A 13,831-nucleotide genomic window follows, 5' to 3' on the forward strand; every position below is an offset into this window, starting at 1 on the left:
AGCCATCGATCATGGGTGCCGTCGCCCGGGTGACGAGGGTTCGCGAGCTGCTCGCGAACGTTGCCGCTACTCGCGGAGTCGATGAGCGGGAAGTTCGTCAGGGAAAGAGCGCATAGCTCTTACCTCGCAACCTGACGTCGCGAATGGCACTCTTCCGTACCACTGCCGAACTGAGCTGCCGGTACCCAGCCCGAAACCGGCCACACGAACACATTTCTTCGCCGGTCCGAACAGCCGGAAACCCAGTACCGCAAGGAGTTTCGCCCGCTGCACAAGTTCCGCGTCAGCCGGAATCGGTCCGGGTACCGGGTGCTGTGCGGGTCAGTCGAGTGCGAGGAGGGCGTTGCTGACCACCTCGGTGAGCGCGGGATGAATCCAGTAAGGCCGCTTGGCGAGCGTTCGCGCGTCGATCCCGAGCGTCATCGCGAGCACCAGCGGCTGGATCAACGTCGCCGCTTGCGGACCCATCAGATGTGCCCCGAGCAACCTGCCGCTCCCCTGCTCAGCCAGGACTTTGCAGAACCCGGTGCCATCCTCCATCGCCCACCCGTACGCGAGATCGGCGTACCGGGTGGTGCCGACGACGTAGTCACGGCCGTCCTCGCGGCACTCCTGCTCGGTGGCGCCGACGGCCGCGATCTGCGGGTTGGTGAAGACGGCCGCCGGTACGACGTCGAGGTCCGTCGCGATCAGGTCGTCGGGGTGCAGCAGGTTGTGCGCCACCACCTCGGCCTGCCGGTTCGCGACGTGCTTCAGCTGGTACGGCGCGCAGATGTCGCCCAGCGCGAAGACACCCTCGACATCCGTCCGCTGGTATTCGTCGACCACGATGCGCCCGTCGTCGTACGTGCTGATGTCCGCGGCGCCAAGGTCGAGCCGGTCGCTGTTCGGGGTCCGGCCGACCGCGACCAACAGCGTGTCCGCCGCGAGGGTGGTCCCGTCATCCAGCACCAGCCGAAGCGCCCCGGCGACGCCTTCGAGCCGGGTGAGTTCGCGCCCCAGGTGCAGCTCGAACCGATGCCGGGCCAACTCGGTGAACTCTCCGGCGATGCTCTCGTCCTGCGGACCCAGCAACTGCTCGGCCTGCTCGATGATGACCACCTCGCTCCCGGCCGCGGCGAACACCTCGGCCAACTCCGCGGCGATGTAGCCGCCACCCAGCACGGCCAACCGACGCGGCGGAGCATCGATCCGCATGATCGAGTCCGACGTCTCGAACGGCAGCCCCGATTCCAGCACCGGCGGTGGGACCATCGGCCGCCCGCCGGCCGCGATCACGATCTGATCGGCCTCCACCGCGACCGACTCCGCGCCCAGCTCGATCTGCAGGCTGCGAGGGCCGATGAAGCGCGCGTGCCCGGAGTACACGGTGACGAAATCGCTGTCCTCCCGACCCGCGCGCCCCTCCGCTGACTCGGCGTCGACCCGGTCGAACACCCGATCCCGTACGTCGGTCCAGCGCATCCCGCGCAAGGTGGCATCGACGCCGAATGCCCCTGCCCCACGAACGACCTCGGCGACCTCGGCCGGGTACGCCAGCATCTTCGACGGGATGCAGCCCACGTTCAGACAGGTGCCACCGAAGGCGTCTTCCTCCACGATCGCCACATCCAGACCGGCGAACGAGTCGTCGACGACCATGTTCCCCGAACCTGCCCCGATGACCACCATATCGTGATGCCGCATGCTCAGCAGTCTAGGAATGTCGATGGCAACGATCATTGCGACGACATCGGGCGACCCGACATCGCAAGGTGGCCGGCCACGCGGGGAGCCTGGGGGGGAGTGGCTCTACTCACGCGCAGTCGACCACAAGACCATTGTTACTCCGGATGGGCTGCGATTCGAGCTCCAGACGGGTAGAAATCACGCCGGGATCGGCGCAGATCACATGGACAGGCCTGGCTTGCACTCCGCGTCGATCCTCGCGCCTGCCAGCAACCTGACGACCGCGGGATCGGATGCCGCGACCAGGAAGCGGCGCCAACTGGCCTGGAAGCGGCTCTGCGTCTCGCGAACGACCCGCGCGAGTAGTTCGGCGCCGTCGACAGAGACCAGCAGATGCAGCCGCAACGTGTCCGGCGCCAGACTGCTGGCCTCGTGGAGCACCTTGCGCAGCGCCACCACCAGCCGGACGTCGATGGTTCCCGCCACAGTCACCGTCACGGTTTCCCCGGCGGTGGAGAGCACAATCTCGCCTGGCCGCTCCGCTGGGTCACCACCGCTCTGGCTCACCGCTCCCACTCCCTGCCGTCCAGCTCGGACCCGGTCTGGGCATTCGATACCCGGACTGGGCTTCGACTGTAGCCATGGTGCTGCCACAACCCACAATGCCGCCAGGCTCGAACCGTCCGTGGCCGAGGCGCACCTACGCGCCTGGTACCCGTGATCATGCGCAGCTGATCGGTCAGACGCTCGCCACGGCAAGAGAGCGTGGCATGATCTCCACTGTCGACCCAGGGCACAGCAGGCGTGCTCAGGAGGTGTTCGTGAGCGACTCGAAAGCGACAGACAAGACGACCGCCGAGCTCGTCGTTCGGCCCCTGGACGTGGAGACCTGGCCCGCGTTCGCCCGGTTGGTCGAGGCGAACAACGGTGTGTGGGGCGGCTGCTGGTGCATGGGCTTCCACGTCAAGCTGGGCAAGGGGCGCACCGCAGCGGAGAACCGGGCGGAGAAGGAGCAGCGCGTCGCCGAGGGCCGCACGCACAACGCGCTGGTGCTGGCCGGCGACGAATGTCTGGGCTGGTGCCAGTTCGGATCCCCCGAGGAGTTGCCGGAGGTCAAGAGCCGGCGCCTGTACGAGAAGAGTCTCACCACCCTGCCGGACTGGCGCATCACGTGCTTCTTCACCGGCAAAGGCCTGCGCCGCAGCGGGGTCGCGGCTGCCGCACTCGGCGGAGCGCTGGCCGAGATCGCCCGCCACGGCGGCGGCACAGTCGAGGGCTACCCCGAGGAGACCGACGACCGCGCGGTCTCGGGATCGTTCCTCCACACCGGACCGATGGCCGCCTTCGAGAACCACGGCTTCACCCGGACGCGACCGATCTCCCCGCACCGCTGGGTCGTCACCCGCACCGTCGACCCGGCTTGACCCGCCCCGGGCTGCCAAGCACGGCGGAGCCACTCAGTGGAGTGCCAGGCCGTACTTGCTGAGCGCTTCGGGCAGGCCTCCCCGCTCCTGGGCCGCGATGAACTGCGCGGCCACTTCCCGGATCTTGACATTGGCGTTCTGCGAGCCGCGCTTCAGTACCTGGAAGGCGACCTCCGGCCCGAGGCCGTACTTGTGCATCAACAGACCTGTGGCCTGGCCGATCAGCTCCCGGGTCTCCAGCGCCGTCTGCAACTGCCCGACCAGGGCCTTCGCGTGATGGAACAGCTGAGCATTGTCGAAAGCCACCCCGGCATGCAACGTGAACAGCAGGACGACGTCGTACGTCGTGTCCTCGAAGGCGCCGACTTCGGAGGAGAAGAGGGCGAACGCGCCGGCTGACCCTCGGCTCGAGGGGAGGGGCAACAACAAGCAACTACAGATTCCGGCCTTCACCATCGCGGCAGAGAAGCTCGGCCAGCGCGGATCAGCAGCCGCATCGCTGAGGTGGTGGGGCTCCGCGTAGGTGAGCACGTCATGCAGGGGGCCGCCATGGCGCAACAACTCCTTGGCGAGCTCGCTGCGGGACTCCTCCACGAGTGGATCCGCCGCGATGCGATGGCTGCTGATCAGCTCGGGCCTAGCCTCGGACAGCACAGCGATCGCCGCTTCGTCGCAGGCCGGCACCATCCGGACCACCCGCTGGACGAACCGGTCGAGGGTGGCCGGGACATCGTCGCCGTCGATCAGCCGGGTGACCTCCGCCAACTCCCGGCTTAGCTCCATGATGTCCTGAGTCATCCCGGCTACCTCTTGCTCCCTCTCCGGCCGAACCAGACCAGACCTCGATGGACGGGCCGCAAATACCCCCCGTACCCCGGCTCCAAACCGGAGCGTGGGTCAGCGCCAGATGCGGCGGTCGGCGGGGCCGCCGGGGACGGGGTCGAACGCGACGTCCTCGGCCGGTACCGGCTCGCCGTTCTCGTCGAGGAAGCCGACCGTGACGAGTCCGCCGGTCCCGGTGTTGCGCCGCAGTACTGTCGGGCCCTCGTCGCGCGGCACGTACACATCGCCCCACTGCTGCAGGGCCGCGAGCACGATCTTCAGGTCCGCGCCGGCCGGTGTGAGGTGGTACGACGAGCGGGTGCGCTCACCCTCGGCCCGGTACTCGCGCTTCTCCAGCACCCCTGCCTCCACCAGCGCGGCAAGCCGGTTCGCGAGGATGTTCGGCGCGATGCCGAGCACGTCGCGGAAGTCGGCGAACCGGGTGGTACCGCGGTGCGCCTCGCGCAGGATCAGCAGGGCCCACCGATCGCCGACCAGTTCCAGCGCGCGAGCGATCGAGCAGGTCGGCCGGGTGTCGGTACCAGTGCTCATCGAACCTCCTCCACCACGCTACCGCTGCCCCGTACTGCGAGTAGCCGCGCCACCGCGAAGGTGAGGAGCGCGAGTACTCCGATCGCCAGCAGCCCCAGCAGCAACGCGGTGCTCAGGCCGGACGCCGTAGCGATCAGTCCGAGTGTGAGCGCGACCGCGCCTTGGCCGATGTACGCCACCAGGTAGACAGCGGCGACGGTGCCACCGCGATGGTGAGCCGGGGCGTGCGTCGTGATGAGGCCGAGTCCGCCGGAGAAGAGCAAACCGTAGCTGACGCCGCCGAGCAGGCTGGTGACGATGAACAGCGGCAGCGAGTGGGCCGTGGCCGACACCTCCAGCATTGCGAGAGCCGCCAGCACGGTGCCGGTGCCGATCTGGACCTGGCGGCCTGCCGGGACGCTCCGGGTGGCGATCGCGGTCAGGCCACCCATCGCCGAGAGGATCGCGAGCACCAGACCGATCACGAAGATGTTCGTCGAGCCGATCAGGTCACGTCCGAGTTCGGCGCCGAGCGCCAGGAAGACCGAGCCGAACGCGTACGACGTGGTCACCGCGAGCGCGGACGCGGCGTACAGGAGACGGATGCCCTTCGGGACCCTGATCGGGCGCGGCCGCCAGGGACCCTGGGACTCGTCCTTGGTGTGTCGCGGCATCATCCAGAGGAACGGGACCACAGCCGCGATCACGCCCAGCAGGACCCAGAAGTCCAGGTGCCGCGGTGCCGGCGCGTACTCGATCAGGCCGCCGCCGACGATCGTCGCCAGCGCCAGTCCGGCTGCCGTCGCGGCGGTCGTGGTGGACGAGGCCCGCGCCGCCTTGCCGCGGGCGCTGAACTCGACCGCCGCGGCCGTCGCCGCGGTGAGCGCCAGACCGACGCCCGCGCCCATCAGCGCGCGCCCGGCGTACACCCAGCCCACGGAGGGCGCGATCGCGAACAGGAGGACGCCGGCCAGCAGGGCGCCCACGCCGTACAGCATCGTCGCGCGGCGGCCGATGTAGTCGGACAGCTGACCGAAGACCAGCAGGAACACGACCAGGACGATCGGGTAGACAGCGAAGATCGCGGTCGTCGCCGTCGGCGTCAGATGCCAGGTCCGCGCGTACAGCGGATAGGTAGTAGTGGGGGCTGCGCTCGTCCACAGGCTGAGGCCGGCGACGGCGGCCGCCGTCCAGAAGCTGGCCCGGCGGCTCAGAGTGCGGGGCGTGCGACGCGTCGCGATGGCGGACAGTTCGGCGATCGTCATGCGGTGATTCCGTTCCGGGGGCCGTACAGGCCGGCCTCCTGGGTTGCTCGATGCAATCCAGAACATCTGAGTAGCTCAATGCAATCCAGGTCTCCGTGTGACCCTGCTCACGACGGTCGCCGCCCCTTCGAGCCAGGCCGCCGGCCGCCTGGAGGAAGGCTGGACCAAGTCGATGGGTATCGATTGACATTCGATCGATTATGAGTGATCTTCGATCCAAGGGGGCTGGGGTCGCTCGGCCGTCGCTCGGCGGCATCGGGGCCAGTGCCCAGTCCACGAGGTCGTCCCGCGATTGGAGTTGAGGGTTCATGCGTCATCCGACGGAAGGTGTGCTCCGCCGACTGGTCGACGAGCCGGCCGGGGTCGCCGACTCCGACCGCGAGCACGTCGCCGGCTGCGAGCAGTGCCTCAGTACGCTCGCCGTGGCACGCGAGCACGACGCATCGGGCGACACAGCAGCACCGTCAGGCCGAGCGGTGCCTCGCCGATCCCCCGCGCTGTGGCGCCGTCCTCTCGTCGCCGCCCTCGCAGTCGCGGTCACCCTCACCGCCGCCGGTACTGCGGCCGCCAACGACTGGTTGCCGATCTTCCAGACCAAGACGATCGCCCCGGTGAGCCTCAGCGCCGGCGACTTGGTCGGCCTGCCGGACCTGCACGCGTACGGCGACGTCAAGGTGACCGGTGACAGCGGACTGAGGCGAGTCCCCGATGCGGCAGCGGCCGCAATACAGACCGGTCTCGATGTGCCGAAGGTGAACACCCTGCCGCGTGGCGTCAGCGGCGAGTCCGAGTATCAGGTGGCGGGCAAACTGAGCGTGACCTTAACCTTCTCGGCCGATCGGGCCACGCAGGTTGCCGAGAAGGCAGGGAAGACGTTGCCGCCTCCGCCGCCGGGGCTGGACGGTGGTCAACTGCGACTCTCCGCCGGTCCGGGAGTCGTGCAGGTCTGGTCGTCCGACGCCGGCGCACCGGCCCTCATCGTCGGTCGTGCCGTCGCTCCTTCGGCATCCTCGTCCAGGGTGTCGTTCTCCACCGCGCGCGATTACCTTCTGTCGCTTCCCGGCGTACCTGAGAAGGTCGCGGCTCAGTTGCGGACTTTCCCGGGGGGCGGCTCGACCCTGCCGTTGCCCGTTCCAGCCGACCAGGTGACCACGTCGTCGGCCACGGTGAATGGGAGCACGGCGACCGTGCTGACAGCGCGCGACCAGACGATGGCCGCAGTCGTCTGGGTGAAGGACGGCATCGTGACTGCCGTGGCCGGGTGGCTGGACTCCGACGAACTCCTGCCCATCGCCCGGGAGCTGCGGTGACGCTCGATCCCAACCCCGTCGACACCGAGACCACTAGCGGAACCCCGTCCGTTGGTGACAACGCCGCGCGACGGGCGGCTGCAGAGTTGGTAGCGGGTCTGCCGCCGTCGGCCGCCGTCTGGTGCTCCGGCTTGCGCAAGCGCTACGGCCGGCGGACGGCCGTTCAGGATGTGTCACTGGAGGTCCGCCGCGGCGAAGTGGTCGGCCTGCTCGGCCCGAACGGCGCTGGCAAGACCACGGTGATCAAGATGCTCCTCGGCCTGACCCACCCCGATGCGGGAGAGGTCATGCTCCTCGGCCGCCCCGCGACCGATCCAGCCGCCCGAGCCCGTGTCGGCTATCTTCCCGAGCTCTTCCGGTACCAGCCCTGGCTGAGGGCATCCGAAGTACTCACCTTGCACGCCCGGCTGGCGGGCAATGGCGTATCCACGAGGCAGCAGCGCGACTGCCTGGCGCTCGTCGGCCTGGCCGAGCGGGCCCGTGATCGTGTGGGTGGATTCTCGAAGGGCATGCAGCAGCGTCTCGGACTGGCGGTCGCCCTGGTGGCCAAGCCCGAGCTCGTGATTCTGGACGAGCCGACCAGCGCGCTGGATCCGCTCGGCCGGGCAGATGTCCGCGACATCGTGCTGGACCTGAAGTCCCGCGGCGTCGCCGTACTGCTCAACTCGCACCTGATCGGCGAGGTCGAACGGGTCTGCGATCGAGTGGTCATCCTCGACCGGGGACGGGTCGCGGCATCGGGCAGCCTCGCCGAGCTGCTCGGTCAACGCGAGGTCAAGCTCCACCTGACCGGCGTCACACCGACGGCCGAGGCTCGGCTGGCCGCCACCGGCGAGCTCGAGCGGGCCGGCGACGTGTTCACCGTCCTGCTGCCGGCCGAGGACGACGGAATGGTCATTCCTGCGCTAGTGCGCGACCTCGTTGCCCAGGGCACCGAAGTGCACGCCGTCGAGCCCGCCCGCATCAGTCTGGAGGAACGCCTCCTCGGCATCCTCCGCGCAGATCAAGGAGACGACCGATGAGGACCGTGGTGATCGTCGCCGGGCTCACCCTGCGCGAGGCGTCCCGCCGGCGGGTGCTGCTGGCCCTCGCCGTGCTGACCTTCCTGCTGCTCGGGCTGAGCGCTTGGGGATTCTCGCGCCTGGCCGCCGAGTCCACCCAGGGCTCGCTCACCAGCGGCGAGGCTCGGCTGGCTGCTTCCCAGGTGCTCAACCTTGTGATGTTCGGCTTCAGCCTGATCGCTGCCCTCGGTACTGCGTTCCTGGCCGGGCCGACGCTGTCCGGCGAGACGGAGTCGGGCATCGCGCTGGCCGTGCTGGCCAGGCCGATCCGCCGTTCCGCCTTCCTACTCGGCAAGTGGCTGGGATTGGTTGCCTTCGGCAGCGGTTTCGTCGTACTCGCCGGGCTGGCCCAGTGCCTGATCGTCCGATGGACGGTGGACTACTGGCCGCCGCAGCCCGTGGCCGCGCTCGCCCTACTCGCCGGCGAGACGATCGTGCTGCTCACGCTCGCAGTACTGCTGTCGACGGTGGTCTCACCAATGGCGTCTGGCGTGGTCACCGTCGGCCTGTTCGGTGCGACCTGGGTGGCCGGTGTGGTGGGCGGAGTCGGCGCGGCCCTCGGCAACGACGGCATCGCGCGGGTCGGCACCGTCTCACGCATCCTCCTCCCCACCGACGGCTTGTGGCGCGGGGCGATGCACGCCTTGCAGGACCCGGTGGCCCTGGCCCAGTTCGGCTCACAGATGCAAGGCTTCCCCTTCCTCAGCGACGCCCCTCTGGCCGGCGCCTACCTCGCCTGGGCTGGTGCTTGGGTGGCAATGATCTGGTCCCTGACAGCAATCTCCTTCCTACGAAAGGATCTGTAGGCGCGGGGTTCAGCGTGCTCTGTCAGCGGAACACCTTTCGGAATCCTTCTCGCCAGGACGGGTACTGCAGGGTCCATTCCAGCTCCGACTTGGCCTTGGCGTTGGTGGCCGCGGGAAGTTGGTTGCCGTAGTACACGGCTTGGACGCCGAGCGTTTTCTCGGCCTTCTCCGCGGAGACGCCCCACGGCAGAGGTGCGTCCAGGATTCCGGCCAGGTACGGCAGCCACTCGGCTTGGGCGGCGGGATCATCGTCCAGGATGTTGTAGACGCCGGGGCGGCCGTGGTCGACCGCTTGCACGGTGGCCGACACTGCATCGCTCACGTGCACGAACGGGTACCGGCCGGCACCGGCGCCGACGATCGGCATGTCGCCCGTCTGGACCTGCGCCGCTTGTTCTCCACCCGGCCCGATCGCGGTGCCCGCGCCGTACAGGAACCCGTAGCGAAGGACGATGCCTTCGATTCCCGGTGTGCCGAGTACCATTTCTTCGGCCGCGAGGTTCGCCTGGATGTGGCTTCCGATCGCCCCCGGACCTTCGAGGTACAGGGGTGACGACTCGTCCGTGGGACCGGATCCGGGCTGGGTCATGAAGCTCGCGCTCTGTGCGACGACCCGACGGCTGCCGGCTTCGCGAGCCGCGCTCATCACTGTCTTCGTCCCCTCGCTCCGCAGCCGGTTGGTCGCTGCCAGCCACGTGCCGTAGTCACGGGACGGCACGGAGAGCGCAGTCATCAGGTTGACGATCACGTCCGGTCCCGCCTCGAGGATCACCAGACGTACCGCGGCATTGTCGAAGCCGTTCATCACCACCGGCCGTGCCCCGAGTGCCTCCACGACGGGGAGGTTGTCAGCCTGGCTGGTGCTGGCCGTGACCTCGTGGCCCCGGTCCACAAGCGCATCGACGAGCGGCCGGCCCACGACCCCTGTTCCCCCTGCGACGAAGACTCGCATGGTCATCTCCTTGCTGTCATGGCTGGGTGTGACTCGTCCACCGTCGCTCCCTGGAGTGACGCTCGCACCCTGGGGAGTCCCTGGTCCGGCCACGTGCCACCGATGACTTCGGTACGGCGGGCCTCAGTCCCGCCCGGCCTGCATGCCCTCGAACCGACGGGCCGACGCGTGCCCAGGGTCTGTACCAGGGCATCACCCAGGGGCGACCAGGGCGCCACGGACGAAGACTGCAGACAACCCCAACAACGGACCTAGGAGTTCACTCATGACCAGTTCGCAAGTTGCCGAAGGCAACGCGGCAACGGTATCCGGCAGCACGGCTGTCCCGTTCCGGCTCGAGGTCGTCGTCATCCCGGTCGCCGACTTCGACCGCGCCAAGGCGTTCTACACCGGGCTGGGGTGGCGGGTCGACGCCGAAGCCGACCTCGGCGACGGCTACCGGTTGATGCAGCTCACGCCGCCCGGCTCGAACGCCTCGATCATCTTCGGCACCCAAGTCACGGCCGCGCAGCCTGGGTCCTTCGATGGGCTGCTCCTGGTGGTCGACAACATCGACGAGGCCCGCAACGCCCTCCTCGCGCAAGGCGTCGAGGTGAGCGAGGCGTTCCACGATGCCCGTGGCGGCCCGATCGGCGGCTTCCAGATCGGCGACGAGGGACGCGCTCCAGGCCACGATCCGCAGGGCCGGTCCTACGCCACCTATGCCTCGTTCCACGACTCCGAGGGCAACCGCTGGCTGCTGCAGGAGATCACCGAGCGGCTTCCCGGCCGAGTCTGACCCGCCCTCATCCCGGCGCTCGCTGTGCCTTTGCCTCAAGGTTGAGCAACTGCTCGGCGACCCGCCGGGACCGGCGCTAATCTACTAGCCGAACCCCTTGGAGGTCCCTGATGAGTGACACCGATGTGGCGTCCCTGGCAGAGCTGCTGCATGAAACCGCCCTGCGCCACGGCGCGTTCGAGGAGGCCGCCCCACCACACGACTGGTGGGACTGGTACGCGGCGTACATGCGTGCACGCGAGAACGGGAGTACTGCGGACGAGGCGTCCTCGGCTGCCGACCGGTACATGGCGGAGGTCAAGCACGTCGTCGTCGCCGCTCCGGACACGCCGGCCGACGCAGGCTAGCGATTGTGGGCAATCGGCTCAGACGGCGTTTGTTCCTTCGAGTGCCTCGCGCAGGTGTTTGCGTGCGGTGATCCCGAGTTTCGCGAACACCTTGCGCATGTGCCACTCCACGGTGCGGGGGCTGATGAAGAGCTCGGCACCGATCTCGGGGTTGGTGAGGCCCTGGGTCGCCAAGCGGGCGATGTGCAACTCCTGCGCCGTGAGGTCCTGACGGGTGTCCACCGTCCGCTTGCGCACTGTCTCGCCGGTGGCTGCGAGCTCCCGACGGCTCCGCTCGGCGAACGCGTCCATCTCCATCGCCGTGAACGCACCGTGGGCGGCCCGCAACTGCTCCCGCGCCTCGACGCGTCGGCCTTCGCGCCGCAACCACTCGCCGTACAGCAGCCGCGCCCGGGCCAGCTCGGTACGCACGTCGGCGCGGCCGAGGCGGTCGATCGCCACCCGGTAGAGGTCCTCGGCCTTGGTACCTTCGTGCAGCTGCGCTTCGGAGCGCGCCGCCACTCCGAGCGCCCACGCGGTACCGCTGGCCTGCGTCAGCTCGGAGACCTGCTCGAACGCGGCGGCCGCGGTGGGACGATCACCAGCACGCAACGCCGCCTCGATCAGCTCGACCAGTCCCCAGTTCGACACCCCGATCTCCGCCGGGAAGGCGGCGGCCTCGCGGGCGGCGGCGCAGGCCTCCGGGTAGCGGCCGAGTCCGTTGTAGAGCACCGCTTGGGCCCAGTTCGTGAGAGACACACCAATCCCCTCGCCGCGGGCAACGACGTCGTGCTTCGAGGCCGTGATCAGCGGCATCGCCTGCTCCTCATGACCTCGGAAGGCGGCCAGCCCGATGGCGGCGTACGGCGTCAGCTTGGTCTCGGCCGCTTCGGTGACCGCATTGATCTCCTCGACCAGAGCGGAAGCGGCGGCCAGGTCGCCGGCGAACAGGTCAACGAAGACGCGCGTGTTCAAGGCCAGCGGCAGCGCGCTGAGCGCACCGGCGTTGCGGACGATCTTCAGGTGCCGGCGGGTCAACCGGTCCCAGGCGCGGTCGTCCCACAGATCGGAGGTCACGACGGCCGCCAGCCACATGAACCGCACGCCCTCCTCCAGGGACAGGTCGTCGCTGTCGAAGGCCTGCGTCGCTCGCCTGAGCAACGGCGCCGCGACGGGATAGCCGTCGGCGAACAGCATGGCTACGCCCCGCAGCAGGACGTCTCCTCGGCGCGGGTGCGCCGCCGACGTCAGCGCGTTGCGTGCCGCCTGGGCCACCTCCACCGGCCCCGGTCCGGACGCCAGGCGCCCGGCGAACAGGGCGGCAGTCAGCGCGTCCACGTAGCTGTCGAGAGCGAGCTCGGCGTCGAGAGGTTCCAGCCGGCGAGCGGCGACCAGGAGCAACGGCAGCGCTTCGTTCCCCCGTTGGGACGCGAAGCCGATCTGGGCGCGGAGCACGTCGATGCGAGCACGTTGCAGGGCAGTGAGCGGTCCGTGTTCGGCTACGGCCAGCAGGTTCAGCGCGGCGTCGAAAGTCCCCCCGTGCAGCATCGCCTGGGCCGCGTTGAGCTGGCGCTCGGCGCGGTCGGCGGCGTCCGGGGTCAGCATGGCCGCGCGCTCCAGGAACGCGGCCGCCGCGGCCAGTCCGCCATGGGCCAGCGCACGGCCGGCTGAATGCTCGAGCTCTGCGGCGACGGCTTCGTCAGGACCTGTGGCCGCATGAGCGCGATGCCAGGCACGTCGGTCCGGGTCCAGGTCAGGATTCGTGACCTCCGCGAGCACGCGGTGCGCTGCCTGCCGTTCCGGCGCTGCCGCGGACCGGTAAGCCACAGACCGTACCAACGGGTGCCGGAACTGGACCGTCTCACGCAACTCGATCAGTCCGGCCTTCTCCGCCGGGCCGGCGGCCTCCACCCCGATTCCGGCTCGCTCGGCCGCGCGCCACAGCAGACCGACGTCACCGAGGGGCTCTGCCGCCGCGGTGAGCAGCAGACGGCGCGACTGCTCCGGCAGCGGCTCCAGCTGACGCCGGAAGCCCTCCTCCATGCGGCTGAGCAGCGTCCGCGGCTGAGCAGTGTGAGGACCGAAGGTCAGTTCGGTCGCCGTCAGCCACCGCGGCAACTCCAGGAGCGCCAGCGGGTTCCCGTGGGCCTCGGCCAGGATCCGGTGCCGGATCCGATCGTCCAGCGGACCTGTCATGGCCGACTCGAGCAGGGTCTCGGCGTCTGTATCCGGCAAGCCACGGACCGTCAACTGCGGCAGGCCGGCCCATCTCTGCTGGTCCACGCTCGTCCTGGCCGCGATCACCAGGACGACGGATTCGGCAGCCAGCCGGCGGGCCACGAAGGCGAGGACCAGTGCGGAGGACTGGTCCAGCCACTGCGCATCGTCGACCAGGCAGAGAAGCGGTTGCTTACGGGCACCCTCGGCGAGCAGGCTCAGCGCAGCGAGCCCGATCAAGAAACGGTCCGGTGGGTTTCCGGTCCGCAGCCCGAACGCGGTGCCGAGGGCGTCCGCCTGGGGGGTGGGCAGCCTCTCGAGCCCATCCAGCAAGGGTTCGCACAATTGCTGCAGACCGGCAAACGCGAGCTCCATTTGCGACTCGACACCGGCCACACGCAGGATCCGGCTTCCGGATGCAGTGCCCGCCAGGTACTCGAGCAGGGCTGTCTTTCCGATGCCCGGTTCGCCCCGGACGGCCAGTACTGCGCTGCGGCCTGATCGGGCGGCCTGGATCAGACCGGACAGCGTCTCGCACTCACTGCGCCGGCCACGTAGCCCCGGCCATTGACTGTTCGGTCGCGGCGACACGTCCTCCTCCAAGCACTAGTGCCCTGCGTCGGATGTTCTGTGAGTGATTGCGGTGGTCAGGTGCGTGCATCGTGGTGCTG

General features: G+C 69.1%; 13 protein-coding genes. 6 read left to right on the forward strand and 7 right to left on the reverse strand.

Annotated elements, in window-relative coordinates; all coding sequences use genetic code 11:
- Positions 1-321 precede the first annotated feature (321 nt).
- Both ACFPJ1_RS08545 and ACFPJ1_RS08550 read right to left on the reverse strand, forming a co-directional pair.
- On the reverse strand, positions 322-1,686 hold the full coding sequence (locus tag ACFPJ1_RS08545; RefSeq protein WP_380102691.1) for a mycothione reductase: 1,365 nt from the start codon (positions 1,684-1,686) through the stop codon (positions 322-324).
- A gap of 201 nt (positions 1,687-1,887) precedes the next feature.
- Positions 1,888-2,235, reverse strand: a complete 348-nt coding sequence (locus tag ACFPJ1_RS08550) for a hypothetical protein (RefSeq protein ID WP_380102693.1) — start codon at positions 2,233-2,235, stop codon at positions 1,888-1,890.
- 254 nt (positions 2,236-2,489) lie between these two features.
- On the opposite strand from ACFPJ1_RS08550, the gene ACFPJ1_RS08555 reads away from it, so the two are divergent.
- Complete coding sequence (locus ACFPJ1_RS08555) at positions 2,490-3,092, forward strand: GNAT family N-acetyltransferase (protein ID WP_380102695.1); 603 nt, start codon at positions 2,490-2,492, stop codon at positions 3,090-3,092.
- Positions 3,093-3,125: 33 nt separating this feature from the next.
- Here ACFPJ1_RS08555 and ACFPJ1_RS08560 read toward each other — a convergent pair whose 3' ends face one another.
- The 3 genes from ACFPJ1_RS08560 to ACFPJ1_RS08570 form a co-directional block, all read right to left on the reverse strand.
- Positions 3,126-3,890, reverse strand: coding sequence for an ANTAR domain-containing protein (locus tag ACFPJ1_RS08560; protein WP_380102697.1), 765 nt, complete (start codon positions 3,888-3,890; stop codon positions 3,126-3,128).
- A gap of 99 nt (positions 3,891-3,989) precedes the next feature.
- Positions 3,990-4,466, reverse strand: coding sequence for a winged helix-turn-helix transcriptional regulator (locus ACFPJ1_RS08565; protein WP_380102699.1), 477 nt, complete (start codon positions 4,464-4,466; stop codon positions 3,990-3,992).
- Entirely contained in the window at positions 4,463-5,710 is a 1,248-nt protein-coding gene (locus tag ACFPJ1_RS08570; RefSeq protein ID WP_380102701.1) for an MFS transporter, read from the reverse strand. Before ACFPJ1_RS08570 ends, ACFPJ1_RS08565 begins: the two co-directional genes overlap by 4 nt.
- Before the next feature lie 308 nt (positions 5,711-6,018).
- On the opposite strand from ACFPJ1_RS08570, the gene ACFPJ1_RS08575 reads away from it, so the two are divergent.
- Genes ACFPJ1_RS08575 through ACFPJ1_RS08585 form a run of 3 tightly spaced genes read left to right on the forward strand, consistent with a single transcriptional unit; the run spans position 6,019 to position 8,887 of the window.
- A complete protein-coding gene (locus tag ACFPJ1_RS08575; protein ID WP_380102703.1) occupies positions 6,019-7,020 on the forward strand; it encodes a hypothetical protein in 1,002 nt (333 codons plus the stop codon).
- Complete coding sequence (locus tag ACFPJ1_RS08580) at positions 7,017-8,042, forward strand: ABC transporter ATP-binding protein (protein ID WP_380102705.1); 1,026 nt, start codon at positions 7,017-7,019, stop codon at positions 8,040-8,042. The genes ACFPJ1_RS08575 and ACFPJ1_RS08580 overlap by 4 nt, the downstream gene beginning before the upstream one ends.
- Positions 8,039-8,887, forward strand: a complete 849-nt coding sequence (locus ACFPJ1_RS08585; protein ID WP_380102707.1) for an ABC transporter permease — start codon at positions 8,039-8,041, stop codon at positions 8,885-8,887. The genes ACFPJ1_RS08580 and ACFPJ1_RS08585 overlap by 4 nt, the downstream gene beginning before the upstream one ends.
- Positions 8,888-8,909: 22 nt before the next feature.
- Here ACFPJ1_RS08585 and ACFPJ1_RS08590 read toward each other — a convergent pair whose 3' ends face one another.
- Positions 8,910-9,839 (reverse strand): NAD-dependent epimerase/dehydratase family protein, encoded by a 930-nt coding sequence (locus ACFPJ1_RS08590; protein ID WP_380102709.1) that lies wholly within the window; start codon positions 9,837-9,839, stop codon positions 8,910-8,912.
- 265 nt (positions 9,840-10,104) lie between these two features.
- On the opposite strand from ACFPJ1_RS08590, the gene ACFPJ1_RS08595 reads away from it, so the two are divergent.
- Both ACFPJ1_RS08595 and ACFPJ1_RS08600 read left to right on the forward strand, forming a co-directional pair.
- On the forward strand, positions 10,105-10,617 hold the full coding sequence (locus tag ACFPJ1_RS08595; protein ID WP_380102711.1) for a VOC family protein: 513 nt from the start codon (positions 10,105-10,107) through the stop codon (positions 10,615-10,617).
- A gap of 110 nt (positions 10,618-10,727) precedes the next feature.
- A complete protein-coding gene (locus ACFPJ1_RS08600) occupies positions 10,728-10,964 on the forward strand; it encodes a hypothetical protein (RefSeq protein WP_380102713.1) in 237 nt (78 codons plus the stop codon).
- Positions 10,965-10,982: 18 nt separating this feature from the next.
- Here ACFPJ1_RS08600 and ACFPJ1_RS08605 read toward each other — a convergent pair whose 3' ends face one another.
- On the reverse strand, positions 10,983-13,751 hold the full coding sequence (locus ACFPJ1_RS08605; protein WP_380102715.1) for a helix-turn-helix transcriptional regulator: 2,769 nt from the start codon (positions 13,749-13,751) through the stop codon (positions 10,983-10,985).
- Positions 13,752-13,831 lie beyond the last annotated feature (80 nt).

The organism is Kribbella qitaiheensis, assembly GCF_042657745.1.
In the GTDB taxonomy this organism is placed as follows: Bacteria; Actinomycetota; Actinomycetes; order Propionibacteriales; family Kribbellaceae; genus Kribbella; species Kribbella qitaiheensis.